At 45.6% G+C, this 24,151-nt stretch carries 27 protein-coding genes; 6 read left to right on the forward strand and 21 right to left on the reverse strand.

Annotated features, from left to right (window positions below):
- Nucleotides 1-2 precede the first annotated feature (2 nt).
- Nucleotides 3-974 (reverse strand): DUF2333 family protein, encoded by a 972-nt coding sequence (locus tag BEL05_RS05270; RefSeq protein ID WP_069670515.1) that lies wholly within the window; start codon nt 972-974, stop codon nt 3-5.
- Nucleotides 975-986: 12 nt separating this feature from the next.
- On the reverse strand, nt 987-1,454 hold the full coding sequence (locus tag BEL05_RS05275; RefSeq protein WP_028764475.1) for a copper chaperone PCu(A)C: 468 nt from the start codon (nt 1,452-1,454) through the stop codon (nt 987-989).
- Nucleotides 1,455-1,504: 50 nt separating this feature from the next.
- On the opposite strand from BEL05_RS05275, the gene BEL05_RS05280 reads away from it, so the two are divergent.
- Nucleotides 1,505-2,242 carry an enoyl-CoA hydratase-related protein gene (locus tag BEL05_RS05280; protein WP_028764476.1) on the forward strand — a complete coding sequence of 246 codons (738 nt, stop codon included), beginning with the start codon at nt 1,505-1,507 and terminating at the stop codon, nt 2,240-2,242.
- A gap of 36 nt (nt 2,243-2,278) precedes the next feature.
- On the opposite strand, the gene BEL05_RS05285 is transcribed toward BEL05_RS05280, so the two are convergent.
- The 4 genes from BEL05_RS05285 to dusA all read right to left on the reverse strand — a co-directional run bounded on the left by BEL05_RS05285 (nt 2,279) and on the right by dusA (nt 4,599).
- Nucleotides 2,279-2,623, reverse strand: a complete 345-nt coding sequence (locus BEL05_RS05285; protein ID WP_245686941.1) for a hypothetical protein — start codon at nt 2,621-2,623, stop codon at nt 2,279-2,281.
- A gap of 33 nt (nt 2,624-2,656) precedes the next feature.
- A complete protein-coding gene (locus tag BEL05_RS05290; RefSeq protein ID WP_028764478.1) occupies nt 2,657-2,863 on the reverse strand; it encodes a PspC domain-containing protein in 207 nt (68 codons plus the stop codon).
- Between the two features lie 172 nt (nt 2,864-3,035).
- Nucleotides 3,036-3,329, reverse strand: a complete 294-nt coding sequence (locus BEL05_RS05295) for a hypothetical protein (RefSeq protein ID WP_037428845.1) — start codon at nt 3,327-3,329, stop codon at nt 3,036-3,038.
- Nucleotides 3,330-3,609: 280 nt separating this feature from the next.
- Complete coding sequence (dusA, locus tag BEL05_RS05300) at nt 3,610-4,599, reverse strand: tRNA dihydrouridine(20/20a) synthase DusA (protein WP_028764480.1); 990 nt, start codon at nt 4,597-4,599, stop codon at nt 3,610-3,612.
- A gap of 170 nt (nt 4,600-4,769) precedes the next feature.
- Between dusA and BEL05_RS05305 the strand changes: the two genes are divergently transcribed.
- Nucleotides 4,770-5,372 (forward strand): SOS response-associated peptidase, encoded by a 603-nt coding sequence (locus BEL05_RS05305; protein WP_083250304.1) that lies wholly within the window; start codon nt 4,770-4,772, stop codon nt 5,370-5,372.
- 131 nt (nt 5,373-5,503) lie between these two features.
- Nucleotides 5,504-5,968: a chemotaxis protein CheX gene (locus tag BEL05_RS05310; RefSeq protein WP_028764481.1), complete on the forward strand. Its 465-nt coding sequence runs from the start codon at nt 5,504-5,506 to the stop codon at nt 5,966-5,968.
- A 21-nt stretch (nt 5,969-5,989) separates the two neighbouring features.
- On the opposite strand, the gene BEL05_RS05315 is transcribed toward BEL05_RS05310, so the two are convergent.
- The 3 genes from BEL05_RS05315 to dnaB form a co-directional block, all read right to left on the reverse strand.
- Nucleotides 5,990-7,279: a BamA/TamA family outer membrane protein gene (locus BEL05_RS05315; protein ID WP_342671954.1), complete on the reverse strand. Its 1,290-nt coding sequence runs from the start codon at nt 7,277-7,279 to the stop codon at nt 5,990-5,992.
- Between the two features lie 77 nt (nt 7,280-7,356).
- Nucleotides 7,357-8,433, reverse strand: a complete 1,077-nt coding sequence (gene alr / locus BEL05_RS05320) for an alanine racemase (RefSeq protein ID WP_028764482.1) — start codon at nt 8,431-8,433, stop codon at nt 7,357-7,359.
- A 109-nt stretch (nt 8,434-8,542) separates the two neighbouring features.
- The gene (gene dnaB / locus BEL05_RS05325; RefSeq protein ID WP_028764483.1) at nt 8,543-9,949 is read right to left on the reverse strand and encodes a replicative DNA helicase; all 1,407 of its coding nucleotides are present in this window, start codon (nt 9,947-9,949) and stop codon (nt 8,543-8,545) included.
- A gap of 120 nt (nt 9,950-10,069) precedes the next feature.
- Between dnaB and BEL05_RS05330 the strand changes: the two genes are divergently transcribed.
- Nucleotides 10,070-12,274 carry a S46 family peptidase gene (locus BEL05_RS05330; RefSeq protein ID WP_069670517.1) on the forward strand — a complete coding sequence of 735 codons (2,205 nt, stop codon included), beginning with the start codon at nt 10,070-10,072 and terminating at the stop codon, nt 12,272-12,274.
- 182 nt (nt 12,275-12,456) lie between these two features.
- Here the strand turns inward: BEL05_RS05330 and rplI are convergent, their stop codons facing one another.
- From rplI to rpsF, 4 genes are read right to left on the reverse strand one after another with little or no spacing between them, the layout of a single operon-like run.
- On the reverse strand, nt 12,457-12,909 hold the full coding sequence (rplI, locus tag BEL05_RS05335) for a 50S ribosomal protein L9 (protein ID WP_069670518.1): 453 nt from the start codon (nt 12,907-12,909) through the stop codon (nt 12,457-12,459).
- Nucleotides 12,910-12,936: 27 nt separating this feature from the next.
- The gene (gene rpsR, locus BEL05_RS05340; RefSeq protein ID WP_011867078.1) at nt 12,937-13,164 is read right to left on the reverse strand and encodes a 30S ribosomal protein S18; all 228 of its coding nucleotides are present in this window, start codon (nt 13,162-13,164) and stop codon (nt 12,937-12,939) included.
- An 11-nt stretch (nt 13,165-13,175) separates the two neighbouring features.
- Complete coding sequence (gene priB / locus BEL05_RS05345) at nt 13,176-13,481, reverse strand: primosomal replication protein N (protein ID WP_028764486.1); 306 nt, start codon at nt 13,479-13,481, stop codon at nt 13,176-13,178.
- An 8-nt stretch (nt 13,482-13,489) separates the two neighbouring features.
- On the reverse strand, nt 13,490-13,903 hold the full coding sequence (gene rpsF / locus BEL05_RS05350) for a 30S ribosomal protein S6 (protein WP_069670519.1): 414 nt from the start codon (nt 13,901-13,903) through the stop codon (nt 13,490-13,492).
- Nucleotides 13,904-14,128: 225 nt separating this feature from the next.
- Between rpsF and BEL05_RS05355 the strand changes: the two genes are divergently transcribed.
- Nucleotides 14,129-14,872, forward strand: a complete 744-nt coding sequence (locus tag BEL05_RS05355; protein ID WP_069670520.1) for a DUF481 domain-containing protein — start codon at nt 14,129-14,131, stop codon at nt 14,870-14,872.
- A gap of 729 nt (nt 14,873-15,601) precedes the next feature.
- On the opposite strand, the gene BEL05_RS21265 is transcribed toward BEL05_RS05355, so the two are convergent.
- The 8 genes from BEL05_RS21265 to pmbA all read right to left on the reverse strand — a co-directional run bounded on the left by BEL05_RS21265 (nt 15,602) and on the right by pmbA (nt 23,410).
- Nucleotides 15,602-15,733: a hypothetical protein gene (locus BEL05_RS21265; protein ID WP_259651127.1), complete on the reverse strand. Its 132-nt coding sequence runs from the start codon at nt 15,731-15,733 to the stop codon at nt 15,602-15,604.
- A 150-nt stretch (nt 15,734-15,883) separates the two neighbouring features.
- Entirely contained in the window at nt 15,884-16,888 is a 1,005-nt protein-coding gene (locus BEL05_RS05360; RefSeq protein ID WP_069670521.1) for a TIR domain-containing protein, read from the reverse strand.
- Nucleotides 16,889-17,469: 581 nt separating this feature from the next.
- On the reverse strand, nt 17,470-17,628 hold the full coding sequence (locus BEL05_RS21015; RefSeq protein ID WP_175427321.1) for a hypothetical protein: 159 nt from the start codon (nt 17,626-17,628) through the stop codon (nt 17,470-17,472).
- Between the two features lie 545 nt (nt 17,629-18,173).
- Entirely contained in the window at nt 18,174-19,394 is a 1,221-nt protein-coding gene (gene arsJ, locus BEL05_RS05365) for an organoarsenical effux MFS transporter ArsJ (protein ID WP_069670522.1), read from the reverse strand.
- 39 nt (nt 19,395-19,433) lie between these two features.
- Nucleotides 19,434-20,444 carry an ArsJ-associated glyceraldehyde-3-phosphate dehydrogenase gene (locus BEL05_RS05370; protein ID WP_069670523.1) on the reverse strand — a complete coding sequence of 337 codons (1,011 nt, stop codon included), beginning with the start codon at nt 20,442-20,444 and terminating at the stop codon, nt 19,434-19,436.
- A 47-nt stretch (nt 20,445-20,491) separates the two neighbouring features.
- On the reverse strand, nt 20,492-21,529 hold the full coding sequence (arsB, locus tag BEL05_RS05375; RefSeq protein WP_069670524.1) for an ACR3 family arsenite efflux transporter: 1,038 nt from the start codon (nt 21,527-21,529) through the stop codon (nt 20,492-20,494).
- Between the two features lie 46 nt (nt 21,530-21,575).
- Nucleotides 21,576-21,917 carry a metalloregulator ArsR/SmtB family transcription factor gene (locus BEL05_RS05380; RefSeq protein ID WP_069670525.1) on the reverse strand — a complete coding sequence of 114 codons (342 nt, stop codon included), beginning with the start codon at nt 21,915-21,917 and terminating at the stop codon, nt 21,576-21,578.
- Between the two features lie 152 nt (nt 21,918-22,069).
- Nucleotides 22,070-23,410: a metalloprotease PmbA gene (gene pmbA / locus BEL05_RS05385; RefSeq protein WP_028764131.1), complete on the reverse strand. Its 1,341-nt coding sequence runs from the start codon at nt 23,408-23,410 to the stop codon at nt 22,070-22,072.
- A gap of 140 nt (nt 23,411-23,550) precedes the next feature.
- Here pmbA and yjgA point away from each other — a divergent pair, with 140 nt between their 5' ends.
- Entirely contained in the window at nt 23,551-24,090 is a 540-nt protein-coding gene (yjgA, locus tag BEL05_RS05390) for a ribosome biogenesis factor YjgA (RefSeq protein WP_028764130.1), read from the forward strand.
- The last annotated feature ends 61 nt before the right edge of the window (nt 24,091-24,151 follow it).

Genomic DNA, 24,151 nt, shown 5'->3' on the forward strand with positions numbered 1-24,151 from the left:
ATTTAACCTTGAGTCAATAAGTTAGTTAGATCAATTACCGCGGCATTTGCGCGGGATACATAATTGGCCATCACTAAAGAGTGATTGGCGACTATGCCGAACCCCGAACCATTTAAGATCATTGGGCTCCACACAGGTTGCTGAGTTTCCTCCAGCTCACGAATGATCTGCTGCAGGCTAACTTCGGCATTTTTCTTTTTAAGCACATCGGCAAAATCAATTTCAATGGCCTTCATGAAATTGAGCAATGCCCAAGTCGCACCACGAGTTTCATAAAATACGTCATCAATTTTCCACCAACTGGTTTTTATCTGCTGGCTAGCAAAGTTAGGTGTCGATTGGCTGGCCTCGCTGTCGCCCGCCAAATCGGTATTCAAGCGCTCCTGCCCCACACTTGCTGACAAGCGCTGCGACATACTCCCTAAGCGTTTTTGCACCTCTTTCAGCCACTCATTGAGGTTATCCGCACGCGCATAAAACTGTGCATCAGGGTTATTGCTGTCGGAAATTCTAGCCCTATACAACTTCAATAACTTTACCGCATCGCGATATTCGCCTTCCGCGCTAGGCACTAACCAACTAGTGTGCTCAATATTAAGTTTTGAATGCGCCGCCAATAGATCTTTGTCGGCTGTAGATTGTGACTGAGAGCGACTGAACTCTTTACGCATAATCAAAGCTAGATCGCGCGCTTGCTCAATCGCACCAAATTCGAAAGCGGGCATGTTATCCATAAAGAGTGATGGTGGCATAATATCATTTGATAGCCAGCCACCATTTTTATCCAGCAAGGTTTCTACTGTCTCAATCAATGATGTGGTCGTCGCATAGCCCACAACGTTATGGCCTGTTTCACTGTTTAACTGGTGCGGCGGAATGACATCAGGCTCCACACTCCACCAAACGCCAATAAAATAGCCAATTAAAACCAGAATCGCAGCAAGCATGCCGCCTCTTTTCCATGTTATCTGCATACCTATTGTTCCTTAGTGATGATGGTGGTGTTCACCACCATCTTGGTTAGCCAACTCTTGTTTACTCACCATTAAACTGATCGTCTGCTTAGTACCGTTGTCAAACGTCAGGGTTAAATCAACGCTTTCTCCAACAACTAACGGTTTTTTCAAGCCCAGCAACATAATGTGATCGCCAGAAGGAGCGAGCGTTAAATGACCGTGCTCCTCTAGGTTAAAGCTCGATTGCTGACGCATTTTAACCACACCATTCTCTTCAACTAGCGTGTGCAGTTGTGCCTCGTTTGCGACATCTGTTGTCACTGCAACCAATTTCACCGCTGGGCCATGATTCATCAAATTAAAATAAGCAGCGGTATTGGGCACACTTGGCGGCATTGCTCGAACATAGCCATCAACCAGCATCACATTTGCCAAAACTGAAAATGAAGTGCATGATAGCAACACTAAATTAAACGCATGTTTGAAAATATGTTTCAATGTCTTAAACTCCTTTTTATCTCATTTAGCCAAATAAGGAATATTGACCTATGAGTACCGTTCAAATTCAGGATGAGCAGGGCGTTCGTATCATCACAATCAATCGCCCAGAAAAACGCAATGCGCTTAGCCTCGAAATGTACACTCAACTCACAGAATACCTTATCCAAGGGGAGTCCGACAACGGAATTAACGCCTTTATGATTAAAGGCCAAAATGATTGTTTCACCTCTGGTAATGATGTTGCTGACTTTTTAAAAAATAGTGACTTAGGACCAGAACATCCCGCGTTTACTTTTCTATTTACCCTACTGGATCTAAAAAAACCTGTCGTAGCAGCAGTCACTGGACCAGCGGTGGGCATAGGCACGACTTTGTTACTGCATTGCGATCTTGTTTACGCTGATAATAAGGCTAAATTCCAACTGCCTTTTGTCAACTTAGCCTTGGTCCCTGAAGCTGGAGCGAGCTTGCTACTTCCTAGGTTAATGGGCCAACAGAAAGCCGCCGAACTGCTACTTTTAGGTGAGTCCTTTGACGCAGCTAAAGCGCATACCCTTAATATCATTAATGCGGTTGTTGACTCAGAGAACCTGATTGAATTCTCGTTATCTCAAGCAATTAAATTGGCGAGCAAACCCCCTCAGGCACTACAAGCAAGCAGGCAATTAATGCGTGATGACATCGAAGTCGTGAGGGCGCAAATGCAAAAAGAGTTAAAGCAGTTTGCCATTAGGTTACAAAGTGACGAGGCGAAGGCACAATTTAGAGCCTTTCTGAGTAAATAACGCTTAACGGCTAGTCGAAGAGAGTATGAATAACGGCTAGTCTAACTGACTAGCTTGGCCTATGCCCCATGCGGCAATGAGCAATAATAAAATCGGCCAAATTAAAGAGAAACCTAAAAACATCATGATAATGGCGATAAGCACGCACACTGATGCAACAACCGCGATGACACTAAATGCCAATGTAACCCAAACTAAAATGCTAAACAGTACCGCGCAGGTCAATGCGGTAGCCCAAAGTCCGATATCCATCCATTGCAAAGACTCAAGGCTAATGTAAAAAAATGAATGCTCGAGATAGTTAGCGAGAAAGAGCACCAATACACCCACTGTCACGATTCCTGCTGCAGCGACCGTAATATCGAGTAAGCGCTGACTCAATGAAACTCCTTTGCCAGTGTTTGTCATCACAGACTAAATTTCCCGTTGCCATTTTGGCAGTACTAACGCCAATACAAAATAAACTAATAGTCCCATCGCAGGGTTCATCGCCACGGCAAGCGCCCACACAACACGAGTCCATAAACATGACCAATCAAACTTATCGGCGGTCATGGCAGCGACACCACATACCATTCTTCTTGGACGTTTTAAGCGAGTAACTAGATCATCAATGTTCATTTCAAACTCCAACTTTTGCCTCGTCAATTAAGATATAAGGCGTAAAACTCATTGAGCTCGGCATCTTGTTAGATAACTTTGTGCCATCTAAAGCTACAGACGACCGCCGCACATAATGCAAAGCTCAACACGGGTAAAAACAATAACGCTGCAAGTTCAAACATCATTACTGTTATTCCTTAACCATTGCACTGGTAATCACTGTCTCGTCGTTTTGATTAGACGCTTCGGCAACACTCAAGGCCTGCTGCTCAACGCTGCTATCAAATAGTGACTCCGACAACTGCGCCTGAACCGAAAGGCTTAACTCTCTTTGCGCAACAGTCATCATCTCTTGCATCTGAGCCGAAATGTTACGTTCTAACGTTGCGCTAATATTCGTAGGGATAAAGTCATCTGCCGTTGCAGAGAAGCTTGCGCCAACGAGCAATGAAGCGATTAGTGATACTTTAGTTAGCTTGTTCATGATGTCTTCCTTTTCATATTGATTGTGACAAGTAAGATAATACAAAGGGTGTGCCAACTTTTTTAAATACAGATAAGATATTGTTTTAATGATATAAAAACAGAATATGATAGCGATAAGGAGAAATCGTTCGATGTAGCACGGGAACTAAATAGCGAGTTTCACTATTGGCTGGTTAAATTCACTAACTCGCAGTAAGACGCTGAAGAACAGACAATAAAAAAGCCTCCATTTAATATGGAGGCTTACCTAAAAAACAACTATTTAATTGAATTATATATTATTTTAAATCCATACTCGCCCGAGCTTGGTGTAGTACTTCGATACCTGCGCCAGGCTTATGTGCATTTTCACTGACATAACGTCGCCATGCGCGTGACCCCACCTCACCTTGGTACAGCCCAGTAATATGCCGAGTGATATGGTTTAGTCGTCCACCATCTTGTAAATGTTTCTCTATATAAGGAATCATTTTCTCCAAAACAGCATCTCGACTCAAAACAGGTTTGTCTTCACCACATAACCGTTGATCGACCTGTGCCAGCATGTAAGGGTTTTGGTAAGCTTCTCGTCCAACCATCACACCATCAACATGCGCTAAGTGCTCCGCGCACTGGGTTAAGGTCTTAACACCACCGTTGAGCGAAAGGTTCAAGTGCGGGTAATCCCGCTTCAATTGGTAGACTCGAGGATAATCTAACTCCGGGATTTCGCGATTCTCTTTTGGACTAAGACCTTGTAGCCACGCCTTTCTAGCGTGGATGATAAAAGTATCGCAGCCAGCTGCACTCACAGTATCGATGAACTGAGTTAGAAACTCGTAGCTATCTTGCTCGTCAATACCAATACGTGTCTTCACGGTGACAGGAATATCGACCACAGCTCGCATCGCCTCGACACATTGAGCAACCAGTTCTGGCTCAGCCATTAAACAAGCACCAAAGCGACCATTTTGAACACGATCCGATGGGCAGCCTACGTTGAGATTTATCTCATCATAGCCACGCTCAGCCGCCAGCTTAGCGCACGTTGCTAAATCAACGGCATTAGACCCGCCTAACTGAAGCGCTAACGGGTGCTCCTCATCGTTATAGGCCAAATAATCACCTTTACCGTGGATTATCGCCCCGGTCGTCACCATCTCGGTATATAGCAAAGCTTGCGCCGACATCAGCCGCGCAAAATAGCGATAATGCCTGTCAGTCCAATCAAGCATAGGGGCAATTGAAAAGGTGCGATTAATAGTTGATGGCATGGTATTTAACGACATAAAAAAGAGTAACCCATAGTTTAGCAGCCCTCACTCTAGAGGTGGCCGCGCATTTTACACTGGTCGCTGAACAATTGCACAGGTTTGCACAATCAATAGCGTGGCCAATGCCTCAAACTCACATTTTCAGGCTATGATAGATTCACCCCTTAACGACTGAAACGGAGCCCATGATGTGTGGTCGCCTCAATATCATTGCCGATCCACTCAATCAATGGGTCAGTGATGCGCTTGGATTAACCTTTGCCTCGCAGCAACAACAGGATCTCCATCCAACTCAGTCTTTAGACATAGTAACCTTAGAAGAAGGCCTAATGCACCAGCGCAGCGCAACATGGGGGATTAAGCCATCGTGGTCCAAAGCGCTAATCATCAATGCGCAGCAAGAGACCGCAGCGCACAAAAAAACCTTCGCAAAGGCCTATAAAACTGCGCGTTGTATCATTCCCTGTTCGGGCTGGTACGAATGGTCTTCTGGTACAAACACAGCCAAACAAAAGTATCTATTTCGTCATGTATCAGATAGGCCACTATTCATGGCTGGCATACAGTTTTTCAATGAATCGGCCAACCGACAGGTCGTTACACTGACCACCTCGGCGAATCAACTTTGCGCTGACTACCACCCTAGAATGCCGTTTCTTCTCCCCAGTAAATGGGTACCACATTGGCTTAGCGCTAATGATACACAGCAATCAAATTTCAACGATTTCATGGGTGGCTGGCTTAGAGTAGATGCGATAGCAGCATCACAAATATCAAATGTAACATAGAGTTAGTATAAAAAGTTATGCTTAACCTTCTATTATCTATGCTAAGGTTAATGATGATAATTCAAGCTATAAGATAAAACTTCACCTAAGCTTATATAACGCTTAACGTCAGAAATGGAGCCTAACGTCAGATGAATGTTAACTTTATCAACCCTTTTTTGGAGTCTTTGCTCAACGTATTGCAAACCATGGCAAATATGAGCCTAACCCCAGGTAAACCTAACCTGAAAAAAGATAACTTAGCCAAGGGAGACGTGTCTGGCTTAATTGGCATGGTTGGGCCTCAGACCAAGGGGTCACTGTCGATCACCTTTGAAGAACCACTCATCCTTGAAATAATGAATAGTATGCTCGGTGAAAAGCCCAGCAGCATCAATGAAGAAGTAACTGACTTAGTTGGTGAAATAACCAATATGGTCACTGGTGGTGCAAAAAACCTTTTGGGTGATAAAGGTTACGAATTTGAAATGGCTACGCCTATCGTCGTCTCAGGAAAAGGTCATACAATCGCTCATAAATCTGATGGCAAAAAAATCATCATGCCGTTCACCAGCAACTGGGGAAATGCCTATATCGAGATCTGCTTCGAAAGCTGATCAGACGTTAGCCCTGCGGGGCTAGAACGGCTGATTCACCATCACCCAAAACTGACCTCCTTGCTCACTCACAGCAAAGTCGGTGCGAACCACAACCCCCTCAACCTCAAATCGCACACCCGCCCCTAATGTCCATTTCATGTCTTGGTGCAAGCTCTCAACAGTAAACTCATCACTCACTTGCCCGGTTTCAGCAAACAGTGTCCACTGCCACCAAGGTATGTGGTACAAATTAAAAAGAGGCAAAGTCGTTAATGGTTGCCATTTAGGCTGCATACGGTACTCAGCGGAGTACAATACCGCACTGCGGCCGACAAACTGCTGACCAGCATACCCTCTAAGCTTATTAAACCCACCTAAAGAGACACCCACAAAACTCGGCGGGCGATGATATTCGCCAGTATCTAGATTGCCACTTTGCCATGTGGGCGTATCCGCTAAGTAAAGATTAAACGCTAGCACTTGTTTGGCAAACCAGTCACTTTGACCTAAAGACAGAAACAAGCTTTGTTCAAATTCCCAAGTCGTCCAACTACTGCGCGATGCACTGCCAAAATCACGCGTCAGTGTCAGGCGAGTTTGCCCGCCTTGAGTACTGTTTTTGCCATTATCTCTGTTGTCCCAGCCCAATTGCAACGCTACGCCTTGAGACTCATCAGGTAGATAATCATAGCCTTGTAGCTGCTGCATTCGATAAAACGGGCTTACGGTAAGGCTACTAACACCTGAGGTGAGTGGATTCCAAGAGAGTGCCTCTGTTGCTGGGACAAGTGACTTAGCTGCACCATTAACCCCTCGGCCCCACGGCAAAACATACTTCATGTGCAACTTAGCATATGACTCATCGCCAAGGGTTATAACACGTTCAGTCTCAGTTAATTGACCGCTACTTGGCTGGTTAGCAGTCAGCATTGACTCGCCACGATCTGTGTCGATAAAGTAGATCCCCTGCTTATAACTGGCACGATAGAATTCGGCTGAAAATAACCATTGCTCTAGCTTAGGTAGCTGATAAGAATTAGCAGCCAAATAAGTCACCCATGAATCATTGGCACTGCCAAGTCCCACGGCAAGCACAGAAGCCTGCATTTGGCCGGCATGCTTTAACACACCTGCACCGCCAACGGCCGTACTTAATGTTTCAGTCGAAAAAATAAAGGGAACGGCAATAAACTCACTTTTCAAAGACTGGGACCGCTCCCTGTCTGTTGACTCAACAGGCTCATCAATCCCTTGTGTTGACCACGCGGCGGCACTAACTAACAAGCTGCTACCAGCCACGATTAAACGAGGGTAATTTAAAACATTCAAGGAGGAAAACTTCCAAATCGACTCATTGCATCCGGCATGACAGAGTCGATTTACAACTGGAATCTATTGGGCAGTGATCAGTCCAAACACACTGCTACACGGGGGGTAAGCTTGGTAACTAGCTCATAAGCAATAGTCCCGATATGCTCGGCAACATCTTCTACGGGCAGGGTTTTTCCCCATAACATAACATCATCACCAACGACATCAATTGCATCAATACCCAGATCAACCGTGAGCATATCCATCGATACTCGACCGACAATAGGCACCAAGCGACCATTTATCCAAACAGGTGTCCCTTCCGGTGCATTACGCGGATAGCCATCGCCATAGCCAATGGCAACAACGCCTAACTTGGTATCCTTTTTAGCATGCCAATAACTCCCATAGCCAACGGGATCGCCCGCTTTATGATCGCGCACAGCAATAAGACGAGACATTAATTCCATCGCAGGAATTAAACCATGATTACTCCCAAAGTCGCCCGCAACTGGGGAAACCCCGTAAAGCGCGATACCTGGGCGAATCCAATCGGCTTGAGTCTCTTGCCAATAAAGGGCGGCAGCTGAGTTTGCTAACGTCCGTTCACCCGGCAGCCCTTGCGTCATCGTATTGAAACGCTGAGTTTGCTCAGCGGTCGCTGGGTTATTGGGCTCATCGGCACAAGCAAAATGGGTCATTAAGTGGATAGGCTTAGCCACCTGTGGACACTGCATTAAACGTTGATAGGTGTCATTAAACTGTTCTAGATTAAAGCCCAGACGGTGCATACCCGAATCGACTTTCATCCACACGGTTACTGGTTTTGCCAACTGTGCGCTTTCCAGCATTTCGATTTGTGACTCATGATGCACAACAGTTTCAATGTCATGTTGCACCAGTAATGCTAAATCAGACTGACGAAAGAAACCTTCTAACAGCAACAACTTGGCGGACACACCGCCAGCTCTGAGTTCCAGCGCTTCCTCAAGCCGCGCCAGCCCAAAGCCATCGGCGCTAGATAGACAGTTGGCCACATTGAGTAAGCCATGGCCATAACCATTAGCCTTAACAACCGCCATGACCCGGCTATTAGGCGCCAGTTCACGTAAACGTTGTAAATTAGATTTCAGCGCAACGCCGCTGATCTCTGCACGAGGAAAGGGTTTCAAACAGTAACCTTAAATATTATGACGCTATCACTTAACAGAGGGTAACGTAAAAACCGGGTTCAACGGGCTACTTAAATCAAGTTTAATTTAACCCAATGAACCGTCTTGATTAATCTTCTTCGAACTGAGGACCAGCGTAGTTATCAAAACGAGAATATTGCCCTTGGAAAACCAAACGCACACGTCCAATCGGCCCGTTACGCTGCTTACCAATAATAATCTCCGCCGTCCCTTTATCTTCAGAGTCGTTGTTATACACTTCGTCACGATAAATAAACATGATCAAATCGGCATCTTGCTCAATGGATCCGGATTCACGCAAATCCGAGTTCACGGGGCGTTTATCAGCACGTTGCTCCAATGAACGGTTGAGCTGCGATAGCGCGATAACGGGGATCTCTAACTCTTTAGCCAGCGCCTTAAGCGAACGTGAAATTTCAGCGATCTCTAGGGTACGATTATCTGATAGAGCGGGCACTTGCATCAATTGAAGGTAATCGATCATGATCATCGACAACCCACCATATTCACGCGCAATACGGCGAGCACGGCTACGTACTTCTGTTGGCGTTAAACCCGAGCCATCATCGATATACATCTTACCCTGCTCGAGCATGATCCCCATGGTTGAAGATACACGCGCCCAATCATCGTCATCAAGCTGACCGGTACGGATTTTGGTTTGGTCAACACGACCCAGTGACGCCAACATACGCATCATGATCTGTTCTGAAGGCATCTCAAGACTAAAAATAAGCACTGGCTTATCTTCATTGAGCGCCGCTTGCTCACACAAGTTCATCGCAAACGTGGTTTTACCCATAGATGGACGAGCCGCCACAATAACTAGGTCACCAGATTGGAAACCTGCGGTCATCTTATCTAAGTCGCCAAAGCCACTAGATACTCCGGTTACACCGTTATGCGGGTTATTATATAGCTCTTCGATTTTATCGACCGTTTTTTCCAAAATGGTCTTAATGCCCTCAGGCCCCTCATTGGCGTTAGCGCGTTGCTCAGCGATCTTAAAGACCTTGCTTTCGGCCAAATCCAGTAGTTCACCTGAGTTACGTCCTTCAGGGTTAAAACCCGCATCGGCTATTTCGTTGGCCACTTTGATCATTTCACGTACAACCGCACGTTCACGAACAATAGACGCATAAGAGAGAATATTACCGGCACTTGGGGTATTTTTAGCAATCTCGCCTATGTAGGCAAAGCCCCCCGCATCTTCGAGGCTATCTTCAACTTCTAACTGCTCAGAGACGGTGATCAAATCTATCGGTTGCCCCGCAGCAACTAGCGACTCCATTGCCATAAAGATCATCTTGTGAGAGCGAGAGTAGAAATCCTCTTTCACCACAGCTTCGGCCACTTTATCCCAAGCGTCTGAATCTAACATCAAGCCACCGAGAACAGACTGCTCCGCTTCAATAGAATGGGGCGGCATTTTCAATGCATCCATCTGTATATCTCTTGGCTTCTTCTTAGCCTGAAAACCACCTTGCTGTGCCATTAACTCTCCAAATTTCCAACGATTAGGCAAAATATGGTATAAAACCGGGGTCAAGCAGAACATTAACAGAACATAAGACTCTGTTCGTTCACAACTCTCTATAATAATTAAGGAATAAACATGCGCAAAGCATTGGTTGCAGCCTTAATGCTGTCATCAGGCATTGTTATTGCCGATGAAGGGCAATGGCAACCTTATCAAATGCCTTCGATCGCAGACAAACTTAGCGAACGTGGTATTGAAATTCCAGCAAAACAACTTGCCGATCTCACCCAGTACCCAATGAACGCCGTTGTCGGGCTGGGCTATTGTACCGCCAGTTTCGTGTCGCCCCAAGGTTTAGTTGTCACAAATCATCACTGCGCGTATCGAGCCATACAATACAACAGTAAAAAAGAGCACAACTACATCGCCGATGGTTTTTTAGCTAAGCAGCAAAAAGATGAACCTTCTGCAGGACCTAACGAACGCCTCTATATTACAGAAGCGGTCACCGATGTCAGTGCCGAGGTCAAAACGGGCTTGAGTGATGACCCGCTAAAACGCTTTGAAACCATCCAAGCAAATCGTAAGGCATTAATTAAAGAGTGTGAAAGCGATGAAAACTACCGTTGCTCTGTGCGCAGTTTTCACAATGGCTTAGAATACTACCTAATTAAACAGCTGATCATTCGTGACGTTCGTTTAGTCTATGCACCACCAGAAAGTGTGGGTGCCTTTGGTGGTGATATCGACAATTACGAATATCCACGCCACTCAGGCGACTTTACCTTCTTACGCGCCTACGTTGGTCAAGATGGTAAACCTGCAGCTTATAGCGAAGACAACGTCCCGTTTAAGCCAAAGAGCTATTTAAAGATAAATGCTGATGGCGTTAAAGCTGGAGACGGCGTGTTTGTTGCCGGTTATCCAGGCTCTACCAGCCGTTACCGTTTAACCAGCGAACTTAAGTTTGCCAGTAACTGGCTCTACCCCACTTATGCTGAGCGTTATCAGCTACGCATCGATACTATCGAAGCGATGGGCAATCAAGATAGCAATATCAAACTGAAATATGCTGGCAGCCTAGCTTCTATGGCTAACCGCATGAAAAAGTACAACGGCCTACTCGATGGTTTTAAAGCCACTGATATTGCAGGTATCAAGCAAGCTCGTGAAGATGATTTTCGCCAGTGGCTCGCCGCTGATACACAATATCAAAGCTATCAAGCTCAGTTCGATAAGCTCGAAACCTTATTGATTGACCAGCGTCATGCCCTGCAAACCCGTTACTACTTTGAAAATGCTCAATCGAGTGCACTGCTCTCAACCGCTAAACAGCTTTATCGCCTAGCGAAAGAGAAGACCAAGCCAGATGCACAGCGTGAAGAGGGTTACCAATCACGTGACATGAAGATGTTCACGGCGCGTCTTAAGCGTTTAGACCGCAGTTTTGACTTGTCGATGGATAAGACATTGTGGCTGCAAGATCTCAATGCCTATCTGGCGCAAGACCATCGAGTTGAGGCGTTAGATAAGATGCTTAACAGTGATGACAGTAACATCACCTTATCTGATAAGTTAGATGGCCTCTACTCATTAACAGGCTTAACGGACCAAGCTAAACGTTTAGCATGGATGGATGCGGATGTTGCTGCATTTGAAACCAGTGCCGATCCGTTTATTCGCCTAGCGGTTACGCTATATGATACCAATATGGCGCAAGAGACAGCGCAAAAAACCTTGGCTGGAAAGCTGTCAAAAGCCCGTCCTGACTATATGGAAGCGGTGATAGCCTATTACAAAGCCAACAACTGGCCTGTTTACCCTGATGCCAACGGCACCTTGCGTATTACTTACGGCATGGTTGATGGCTATCAGTCAAAGGATGCGCTCTATAAGCAACCTTTCACTCGCCTAGAAGGAATCGTCGCCAAGCACACAGGCATCGCACCATTTGACGCCCCACAAAAGGTGTTAGATGCGATTAAGGCTAAACGCTATGGACGCCATATGGTGGAGAGCGTCTACCAAGACCCTGCGTCTTGGTTATGCCGTCTATTCTCTTGTTTGGATAAACCAGAGAGCTTTGGCTCGGTGCCAGTTAACTTCTTGTCCAGTGTCGACACCACTGGCGGTAACTCAGGCTCGCCAGTCTTCAATGGCCAAGGAGATTTGGTTGGACTTAACTTCGATTCTACCTATGAAGCCATCACTAAAGATTGGTTCTTTAACCCGACCATCACTCGTGCAGTGCATGTCGATATTCGCTATATCTTATGGATGATGGATGAAGTTGACCATGCCGACAACTTGATCAAAGAGCTGGAGTTAGTGACAAACTAACGCTTAAAGGGCCTAGTCTGTTTTAGCCTCGAGAATCGCCACTCCGTGGCTGCTAGAACGGGCTAAGCCCTATGAGATCGCAGACTTCGTCGCTTCTTAACATATTCCAGACATAAAAAAACACCGCACTAATTAAATTAGCGCGGTGTTTTTCTTTAAAGCCGAGGCTTTAAATCGATAATTTAGGCTTCTGCAACAACAGAAAGCTTAACAATCGCTTTAACTTCAGTGTGAACTTGAACTTCAACTTCGTATTCACCAGTAGTGCGGATAGCACCTAGTGGAAGACGAACTTCGCTCTTAGCAAGTTCAACACCAGCAGCTGTAACTGCATCAGCAAGGTCACGGTTACCAATTGAACCGAATAGCTTACCTTCGTCACCAGCTTTAGAAGTGATAACAACAGACTCAAGTGCGTTGATTTTCTCAGCGCGCTCGTTTGCAGCAGCTAGGTCAGCAGCTAACTTAGCTTCTAGTTCAGCACGACGTGCTTCAAAAACTTCAGTGTTAGCAGCGTTAGCAACAACAGCTTTACCTTGTGGTAAAAGGTAGTTACGTGCGTAACCCGCTTTTACAGAAACTTGGTCACCCAAGTTACCTAGGTTAGCGATTTTATCTAGTAAAATAACGTTCATTTTATATTCCTCTAAATTGATGCAGTATTACTGATGTAAATCAGTGTACGGCAGTAGAGAAAGATAACGAGCACGCTTGATAGCGCGAGCTAGTTGACGTTGATATTTAGCGTTTGTACCAGTGATACGGCTAGGAACAATTTTACCACTTTCAGTGATGTAGTTCTTTAGAGTAGCGATATCTTTGTAATCGATCTCTGTAACGCCTTCTGCAGTGAAACGGCAGAACTTGCGACGACGGAAATAACGTGCCATGTGACAGTCTCCTAAGTTTTCAATTCGACATTTTCAGCGTGTAATACCAAACGGTTTTGGCCATTTCGCCCTTGTTGAAGTGCGATAAAACCTTGTACCTCGATATCCACACCGGATTTCAGTTTGTCTGTTACGCTTTCAAAGCGCTCGCCACTAAATATAACTTGTATCTGGCAGTAAACGTTTCTGAGCATTTCAGCTTCATAAACCTGCGATTTGTGTTCCAACATAATTACGCAATGCGCAATGCCCGCTGGGCTTTTAAAGCTTCTAGAACGATTTATAGTTCCAGACAACACCAAGTGATTGGTGGCCACAAATAAACTTACTCTGCTGTGTTTTCAGTGGCTTCTGCAGATGCTTCAGTTGCTTCAGTAGCAGCTGGGCGATCTTCGCTAGAACGACGTGAATCACGCTCGTCTTTCGCTTTAGCCATTGGAGAAGCTTCAGTGATGGCACCTTTAGTGCGCATAACCATGCTACGAAGAACAGCGTCGTTGAAACGGAAAGCTGTTTCTAGCTCTTCAACCGCTTCTGCATTTGCTTCAACGTTCATAAGAACATAGTGAGCTTTATGCAGTTCGATGATTGGGTAAGCCAATTGACGACGGCCCCAATCTTCTAAACGGTGAACTTGACCGCCAGCTTGGGTAAGAATACCCGTGTAACGTTCGATCATACCTGGCACTTGTTCACTCTGATCAGGGTGAACTAAAAATACGATTTCATAATGACGCATTTTTTGCTCCTTACGGTTATCTAGCCTCGTTGTTGGCTCAGTCAGACCAAATGGAGGCAAGGAACTAATTAAAGTGACTGAATTAAGCCGCGGAATATTACATGGGAAGTGCCAATAACTCAAGTGATATCTTTAGCTATTCACTTTGCCGATTGAACGATGAAACGGTATGATGGTGAACTATTGCGATGGTCCCTTTACTCAAGCCGTACAAGAATAAAAATAATGTTAAGAGCTTCTCTATTTTTCACCACCATACTTTTATCTCAAAGTGTCTGGGCGTTAGTGCCACCTGACTATCAAGAGCCACCCAGCGACTTTACCGCCGAGATAGAAGCGGGGCTGCAGGTCAATACCGGTAACACAGAGTCGAGTAGCTTTAATGGCCGCACCAAACTTGTCTACGACACGGATATCTTTAGACAGGAAGGTGTTTTTAAAGCCTATTACGCTGCCGACTCAGAGAAGACCACCGCTGAGAAATATGATGTAGAGCTCCAGTCAAGTTACAAATTCTATAGCGGTTACGTCTTTGCTCGGGGTGACTTTACCGAAGACAGGTTTGGTAGTTACACCCGCATCTCAACCGTTTCCACGGGTTATGGTTTTGACGCCATTGGCGGTGACCGTACAAAACTAAGTTTAGAGATAGGCCCAGGTTATCGATATAACCTACCTCAGGGGAGCGAATCGGAACCCAGCCCTGAAGCCGACCGCGACATCATTTTACGTACCGCGGCGAAATTTGAGCAGAAAATCCACGAATATACTAGCTTCAATGCCGATCTCACCGCCGAAGTCGGCGAGAACAACAACACACTGACCTTAGATATGAGTTACAAGAACACCCTGTTCCAAGATTGGGCGTTTAAGATTGGCATGAACGTTAAATACACTGAGATAGTGCCAGAAGACTCTAAACAGACGGATACAGTCACCACCTTTAACCTGCTGTATACCTTTAAATAAGGTAGCTCACCTGTAGCTGCACAAGGTCTCAATGGCGATTTGATAGGCGAAGCGCTGTTTCAATTGCTTTGCGTTCAGCCGACTTGAAATTTGAAAGGGCTCTGCGAACCATGGCTTCATGGTTCATCAATTGCCTGCAGCATGCTGTTAACGCCCACCTCCATGCCTACACTAAATTATCACTCTCTTCGATTTAGCCTTACAGGTATCTCTTGGATAACCAAAAGTTAACTCGTTATTGAACAAAAATAAACAGACCTTCTAATGAAGGTGTTGGCATTTTTGGCTTATAACATTTGGCTGTATTGGTTTTTATTTCGCTGACGGTAGCGTTGACTTTCATTGTTTTGAATTGCTTGCAGCAGGCCCCACGTGCAAACACATTTGTGACACGGTGAGAGAAGCGTAGCTTCGTGCTTACGAACGAGAGGCATGGACGCCGAACTGGCTTTTAGACATGGACGTTGTTCGAGCACTTCCATGTGAGCTCTACCTCGGTATCTGACGTGAATGGATTCACAAATGCCGCGATGACATGGATGTCAGAGAGCGGCCATGCCTCAGAAGGTCACAACTGAGTTCGCACCGAGCTTTCTATCTCTTCGATTTAACCTTGCTGCTATCACTTGGGCAATCACAAGTTAAATCGTTTCTGGACAAAAGTGTGTTTGCCTTGAAATGAAGGTGTTGGCATTTTTGGCTTGTAACATTTGACGAAGTTGTTTTTATTTATTGATGGTAGCGTTGACTTTCATTGTTTTGAATTGCTTGCAGCAGGCTATTCGTGCAGGTACTTCTGTGACACGCCGCAAGTACGTTCCCTGTAGGCTCTGCCGTGACATCCATGTCACGGAAGGCCACAGCCGCACCTACACCGAGTTTTCATTCTCTTCGATTTAGCCTTATTAGTATGACTTAGGCAATCAGAAGTTAAATCGTTTCTGGACACAAATGTGTTACGCGAATTCGGAAAAACACCGACAGGCAAAAGGCAAGGCCTGACCCTATTAGCTAGCTTGTATAGAGGCCAGAAGGATAAAAATTCAACTTAGCTTGATGAAATTCTTTCAAGAGGCTTGTGCGCCAATCAAGCTCTGCACCGATGTAGACAACGCCTTGAATGTCGTTTTGGATTTCTACTCCTTGCTTAACAATGGCAGCTACTTTCTGTCTACCGAGTCTTGCAATGAAATAACCATGTTCAAAAACAACATTTTGACGAGCACGACCATTCAGTTCACTAGCATTCTTGTGCTTACCTAAATCACATGGTGTATACAAAACAACAGCAAAGTCAGCATCACCACATCTTTCAATCTTTTCGATGATAGTGTTACCACCACTGGCTTGGTCCATCAGCACAATAGGCTCTAAACCTACTTTTCTAATGAAGTTTTCGACTTCTAACCTAAGCACATCATCATGACCATGAACAATAAAGACTTGCTGCTTGTTAGGCGGGTCAAAATTAAACGCCTGAGCAGGTGTGCTAACAGTTTGAGAAGGCTGAGCAACTTGCACTGATTGTGTAGGGATTTGAGTTGGTTGCACTGACTCAGTAGGCAATGCAAAAATGCTCTCTAATTCAGCTTGGCTAAACTGCTTGGTTGGTCGAGTTATTTTATGCTGTTGCGCTAGTCTAGCACCAGGCTTAATGTCCGGATTATAAATACCACTGACCAGCTCATTACCAATCTTTAGGCTCTTCTCTCGCAGCTCATCACTATGATTTTGATTGCCGTTATAGCTATTAGCTCTTTGTTCGTCGTATTGCTCAATTAAACCCAATAGAACATTTCCAACAGTCTGATTGTCTTCTAAATCCCAAAAGCCTTTCATTCGATTGCCTTTAGAAGCTGAAGAGTAATTTAGAGAATACTTTTCATCTTCGATATCAATCTCAAATTCTTCAAAAAAGTTGGCAAAGGTTCTGTTCGAAAAATCTAGAACGTACCCACCGTCCATCTGGAAATACTTCGTTAATAAAGCTCTGTCTTTACGTGATATTGTTGCCATAACCCCTCCATATGCCAAAATTTTACCATAAGGTTATAAGGCACTGAAAAGAAAGTTTAATCTCGTCGACAAGATTGTAACTGGCGCATCTAACAGAGGGTAAAGACAAACACGACAAGCAAAAAGGTAGGATGGGTTACCTTGCTTAGTTCAATCGAGATAGCAATGAGTCTTAATTATATCACTCTTCAGAAAGAAATTTAGTTAGCAGAAAAAAGGCACGTCATGCTTTTGCCCAATGTATGAATTTTTCTCATCTGATTACGAGCCATGAGTAGACATGGTTCTACCGAGCCCAACAAACTTTGGGGCAAAACTAGGTTAGCTTTTTACTCGCCCCTCACACCAAATGAAGCAAAATCGAAGAGAGAAAATAACCCAGTGTAGATGCAGCTGAGGGTATCGAAAACATGGATGTTTTCGTTAAGCGGCCAAGGATGGCGCAAAGCGTCCTGAAGCAGTATCTGCACATAAGCCTGCTGCAAGCCATTAACTCCCATTGAAGGTACGACCTTCAAATACCCTTAACAAATAAGATGCAGCCAAACGCTACATAAGCTAATCCAAAAAATGCCAAACCTTCATTCCAAGGCCAGCACACTTTGGGGCAAAACTAAGTTAGCTTTTAATGCATTATTAGTCCCAAATGAAGTTAAATCGAAGAGAGTGAGTAACCCTGTGTAAGCGCGGTTTTGGCCTTCGAAATCATGGCCAAAAATGTTCCCGACATTTTTCGGCATTCCCTACTTCCATGTAGGTCAGATGTTTTCGTTAAGCGGCCAAGGATGTGCTCACAACAATATCCCTATCTAAAAGCCAGTTCGGCATCCCTGCCTCTCGTTCGTTAGCATGAAGCAATGCTTCACTCACCGTGCCAAAAGAGTGCTTGCACACAAGCTCACCGCAGGTGATTGATTGCTATGAAGGTACGACCTTCAAGCTCACTTAACCAATTCCCCCCAGCCAAACGCTACATAAGCTAATCCCAAAAATGCCATCCCTTCATTCCAAGGCCAACCCACTTTGGTGCCAAACCAAGTGAGCGTTGAACTTAATGCTGACACAAAATAAAACCCAATCGAAGAGATGGTATGACCGAGTGTAGGCGTGATTTATCCCCCTTGGCGGCAGACCGAGGATGCCCCTGATATGCCCCAGCATATATGCGCGTCATCTACACCAAGCATTCAGTAACGATAAAGAGTCGACCTCAAACACAACTTCCTAAAAAGAGGGAGCTAGCCGTTACTCTGCCAACTAAAAAGACTGACTCTTGATGCTCAGGTTATCGCCTAGGCAGCCACACACTGATCACAGCCGTGATGCCAAGCAGCAACGTAGAGATCCACAGACAAGCAATCAACCCAAACTGCTGATACACCCAACCAGATAGAAGAGTGCCGAGCAGGCGCCCCATGGCATTGGCCATGTAATAGAAGCCGACATCGAGTGATACGCCATCGTCGCTGGCATAACTCACAATAAGGTAACTGTGCAACGAAGAGTTCACCGCAAACACGCCACCAAAAAGCAACAAGCCTAATAGCAGCGCACCTTGAGAATAAGACGGCGAATAATCTGCAGCCATAATGAGTGCGATGACAGCAGGAATAAAGGTCAATAAGCAAGCCCACAACAACGCAGCGCGGCCATCCGGGGCTGAAGCAGATTGGCTCCTGGTAATGCGAGGCGCCACACTCTGCACCGCACCATACCCTATCACCCATAATGCTAGAAACCCACCGACCGCTGTATGATCCCAGCCAAACTGACTGGCAAGGTATACAGGTAGTGCCACCACAAACCACACATCACGCGCGGCAAACAGGCACATACGCGCTGCTGATAAGATGTTAATGGCACGGCTTTTAGAAAACAGCTCACTAAACTTAGGCTTATTCTTCGCTTTACCTAAATCCTGTTTTAGCTTGATTATACTCATCAGCAACACGGCAGCTAATAGGGTCGCCATCAAGACAATCGCCCCCTGAAACCCCATCAGAGCCAACAGTGCTCCACCCAAGAAAAACCCCACGCCTTTTAACGCATTTTTAGAGCCAGTCAGCACCGCAATATATTTGTATAGTCTGCCCTCTTCGCCCTTAGCCACCAGCATTTTTACGCTACTTTTAGCACTCATCTTGTTGAGATCTTTAGCGATCCCAGATACAGCTTGGGCGGCCATCACCCATGGCACGGTAAGCCAAACGCTAGGCACCAATAACATCAACAAGGCCACCACTTGCAAACCTAAGCCAATATTCATGGTGCGATTGAGCCCTAAACGTGCACCGAGATACCCCCCAACTAAGTTAGTGACCACTCCAAAAAACTCGTAAAAAACAAATAGCATCGCAATGGCTAACGGCGAATAGCCAAGTTGATGAAAGTACAGCACCACCAGCATCCGCAGTGCACCATCGGTCAAGGTAAATGCCCAATAGTTACCTGTGACAATAAGGTATTGTCGTATCTCAGTAGGTAGTGTACGCATCGTGGCAAACATCAATCATCACTTCCCTGTCTAGGCAATGTAAAATACCGGCTACGCCTTATCTAAACGACCAACCATTCTCGCAAGCTCTGCGGTGCGGTTCGCGTAGCCCCACTCATTGTCATACCAAATATAAACTTTAAGCTGGGTATCATTGACCACCATGGTCGATAGCGCATCCACAATGCTTGAACGCGGGTCTGTCTTATAATCTACTGACACCAGTGGGCGCTCTTCATAGCCTAAAATATCTTTAAGCTCACCTTCAGCAGCCTGTTTAAACAGCCCATTTACCTCAGCTTCGGTGACAGGACGCTGCATCTCAAACACACAGTCTGTGATAGACGCATTGGCGAGCGGCACTCGCACTGCATGACCGTTTAACTTACCTTTTAGTTCAGGGAAGATATGTGTAATTGCGGTTGCAGAGCCGGTAGTCGTGGGGATCAATGACTGACCACATGCACGCGCCCGGCGCAAATCTTTATGGGGTGCATCCAAAATAGTTTGGGTGTTGGTGATGTCATGGATTGTCGTCATTGAGCCATGCTTAATGCCTATCTGCTCATGCAAGACTTTAACCACTGGTGCTAAACAGTTGGTGGTGCAAGATGCGGCTGTCACAATAGGGTATTTGTCTTTATCGTATAAATGTTGGTTCACACCCATGACGATATTTAACACCCCCTCCTCTTTCACAGGAGCTGTAACGACCACGCGCTTTACGCCTTGATCTAAATAGGCTTGCAGTAATGCCTTGGTTTTCATCACGCCCGATGCTTCAATCACGAGATCGCATCCCGACCAGTCGGTTTCGCCAATCGTTTTATTCATCGTGGTTGCAATGCGCCGATCGCCAACCACAATGCCCGAACCATCGGCTGTCGCCTCATGCTCCCAGCGCCCATGGATAGAGTCAAACGTCAGCAGATGCGCCAAGGTGGCAGCATCACCAGCTGGATCATTAATCTGCACAAACTCCACATCATCCCACTGCCACGCAGCGCGGAGTGCTAAGCGCCCCATACGGCCAAAACCGTTGATACCTATTTTAATTGTCATGCGTTAAGTTCCTGTATGCTTGCAACAAAAATTTGCTTTTGCTCGAATTAACCATTGTTGGCGATCGTGTGCTGATAGCGACTGCGGCGCCAATTAACAAAGGCCACTAACGACAGCATCACTGGGACTTCAACTAATACTCCAACGACCGTGGCCAACGCCGCCCCCGAATGTAAACCAAATAGCGAAATGGCTACGGCAACGGCTAACTCAAAAAAATTAGAGGTCGCAATCATACAAGCGGGGGCTGCGACCGCATGCTCCACCTTGAGCTTTTGCGCCGCAAAGTAGGCAATAAAAAAGATGCCATAGGTCTGAATCAGCAGCGGAATAGCAATCAAGACGATATTCTGCGGCTGAGCCAAAATCGTCTCGGCCTGTAAGCCAAACAATAGCACCACAGTGGCAAGTAGCCCCATCATTGACCAAGGCTTAATTTGTCCCACAAACGCATTAAGTCTTTGGCTATCGCCATGTCGATTTAATAATTGACGGGTTAATACGCCAGCGATCAACGGCAATACCACATACAGCAATACCGACAACAGCAAGGTTTCCCAAGGTACCTGAATATCACTCACACCCAGTAAAAATGCGCAGATTGGAGCGAAGGCTACTACCATGATGAGATCGTTCACCGACACTTGCACTAAGGTATAATTAGGATCCCCCTTAGTTAACTGGCTCCATACAAATACCATTGCCGTACACGGTGCTACGCCAAGTAAAATCATCCCAGCGATATATTCACTGGCGGTTTGCGGATCAACCCAGGTTGCAAAAAACACTTTAAAAAATAACCAGCCTAAAAAGGCCATGGTAAAGGGCTTAATTAACCAGTTAATCACGAGTGTCAGCAGTAAGCCTTTGGGGCGCTTGCCCACATTTTTCACCGCGGTAAAATCTATCTGCACCATCATGGGGTAGATCATTACCCAAATCAGCAACGCAATGACCAGATTCACCTTGGCATATTCAAGTGACGCAATAAGGGCAAACTGCTCTGGAAGTTGATTTCCCAGAAGGACGCCCACGACAATAGCAAGCCCTACCCACACACTTAAGTAACGTTCAAACAATCCCATTTTCCCACTCCTACTCAGCTATCTTTTCACTCGCCTCGACAGCTCATTAACAACACGCTTTTACGCGTTCAGGACGATCGCCCATCTTGTTCAGGCGCGCTTGTCCCTCGGCGATTAAACCTTGGTTACCCTTTGCTGTCGCTTGTACCACCGCCAACTCCCAATCACATAAATCTAGGTTGATGCGGTAAAATACCCATTGACCTTGACGCCTGTCACTCAGTAAACCTACTTTTTTGAGCTGTGCTAAATGACGTGAGATTTTGGGTTGACTCTCATCCAGGGCCGTCATCAGCTCACATACACATAACTCTTGCTGATCATGGATCAACAGTATGCTTTTTAGGCGCGTTTCGTCGGCCAACGCTTTAAAAATGGGTGTACACATAGCCAATCCCCTCGCTATAATATATGGAAAAGTATATATATGGATAACCATATATACAAGCGGTGGTACCGTAAACATCCAGCGAAAAGATAAAGTGACAGACATAAAAAAAGCGAGTACCTAAGTACTCGCTTTTTTTATGTTGAAGGCAATTAACTGCCGGCGATTTTCATCTCATCGAGTAAGATGCCACCAGTACGAATGGACGAACGTAGATCCCTGTCTTTCGCCACTGCCACAATATTGCGATACATATCTTTAAGATTGCCAGCAATTGTGATCTCTTCAACAGGATATTGAATCACACCGTTTTCCACATAGAAGCCAGCCGCACCGCGTGAGTAATCGCCAGTGACGCCGTTAACGCCTTGCCCCATGACTTCGGTAACAATCAGTCCAGTGCCCATCTGTTTGACTAATTCATCAAAGGTTTGCCCTGTATGAGCCAGCGTCCAGTTATAGATACCGCCAGCATGACCAGTATTGGTCAGCCCAAGCTTGCGCGCCGAATAACTGGTTAATAGGTAAGTGGATAAGATACCGTTATCAATAATATTACGATCGATAGTTGCCACACCCTCGCTGTCATAATAAGCGCTAGCTAATGCCCCTTTGAGATGAGGCTGTTCGGCAATGGTAAACCAATCGGGAAACACTTGGGTATCGATAGCATCTTGCAAGAAACTCGACTTACGATACAAGCTGCCACCGCTAATGGCGCCGACCAAATGCCCCATCAAGCCTGTCGCCACATCTGGGGCAAACAAAATAGGCAACTTGGTGGTGGCAATCTTACGCCCACCCAAGCGACCTAAGGTTTTTTGTGCAGCCTTAAGACCCACAGCTTCAGGTGTCCACAAGTCGCTAAACTTACGGGCTACCGTGTAATCATAATCTCGCTGCATGTTTCCGTCTTGTTCACCAATCACAACACAGCTTAAGCTATAGCGAGAGCTAGAGTAACCATGCAAGAAACCATGACTATTACCATAGACTTTCATCCCTGTGTGCGCATTGGCACTGGCACCGTCAGAATTCTTAATACGTGGATCACTGCTCAAGGCTGCTTCTTCGGCGGCAGCGGCTAACAACTCAAGCGCTAGGGGCGTTGTCTCATGAGGATAGTAAAGCTCAAGATCTTCAATATGTGTCGCCATCAATGACGCATCTGCTAAGCCATTAAAACTGTCTTCTGAGGTAAACCGAGCAATATCATCTGCTGCCTTTACGGCACGACGAATGGCCTCTGGACTTAAATCTGAAGTTGAGGAGCTACCTTTGCACCCGTCTCTAAACAGGGTAATACCTAGCGCACCATCTTTATTAAACTCAACCGTTTCAACCTCTTTTAACCGAGTCGAAACCGATAATCCCTGCTGCTTACTGATTGCAACCTCAGCACCTGATGTGCCCAGCTTGGCGGCATAATCTAATGCCATCGATACGGCGTCTTTTAATGAATTCAGTTCAAGTTCAATGCTAGGTGAAGGCACAAATCTACTCTTTTGTTATCAATAATTGCCGTAGCATAACAAACCCGCTGCGCTTTAACATTAAATAACTGACGTCCTTCATAGGCGTTATTCCAATCAAATGGTATTATTAAGGCAGTTATTGTTAGAGATTTTTGAAAATGAATATTGTTGGTGACTCAGAACACTTTAAACAGCCCTTCGATCATGATGAAGAATATGTCAGCAGAGCTGAAACCAAGCGAGAAATCGCGATTTACCAAGAACTCGGTAAACAGTTGGTTGCCCTGAGCAAGAGTCAGATAAATAAGCTTGAGCTAGATGAATTACTTTATGACAACGTACTGAAAGCGAAAACCATTCGCATCAATACCGAAGCCTACCGCCGCCATTTGCAATATATTGGCAAGATCATGCGTAACGTTGATATTGAAGCCTTGCAGGCCGATCTTAAAAACGTGCTAAACCAAAACCGCAATGAGAGTTCAAAACTCAATGTGGCAGAAAAGACCAAAGACGCACTGCTAAGCGGTGGCGACAATGCGATTCAGGCCCTCATTGAACAGCACCCTGAACTCGACCGCCAAAAGCTACGTCAACTGGTCAGGCAGACCAATAAAGAGCTGACCAAGAAACCCGATGAAGCGTCAAAGTCGGCGACTGAACTGGTTAAGTATCTGCGAACAGAGATTGCCGAGTAACCACTCGGCTTTTTATTACACCCTGTCCACAAGTCTATTATTTCGTTTCACAAGGATGTTG

This window comes from Shewanella colwelliana (assembly GCF_001735525.1).
GTDB classification, from domain to species: Bacteria; Pseudomonadota; Gammaproteobacteria; order Enterobacterales; family Shewanellaceae; genus Shewanella; species Shewanella colwelliana.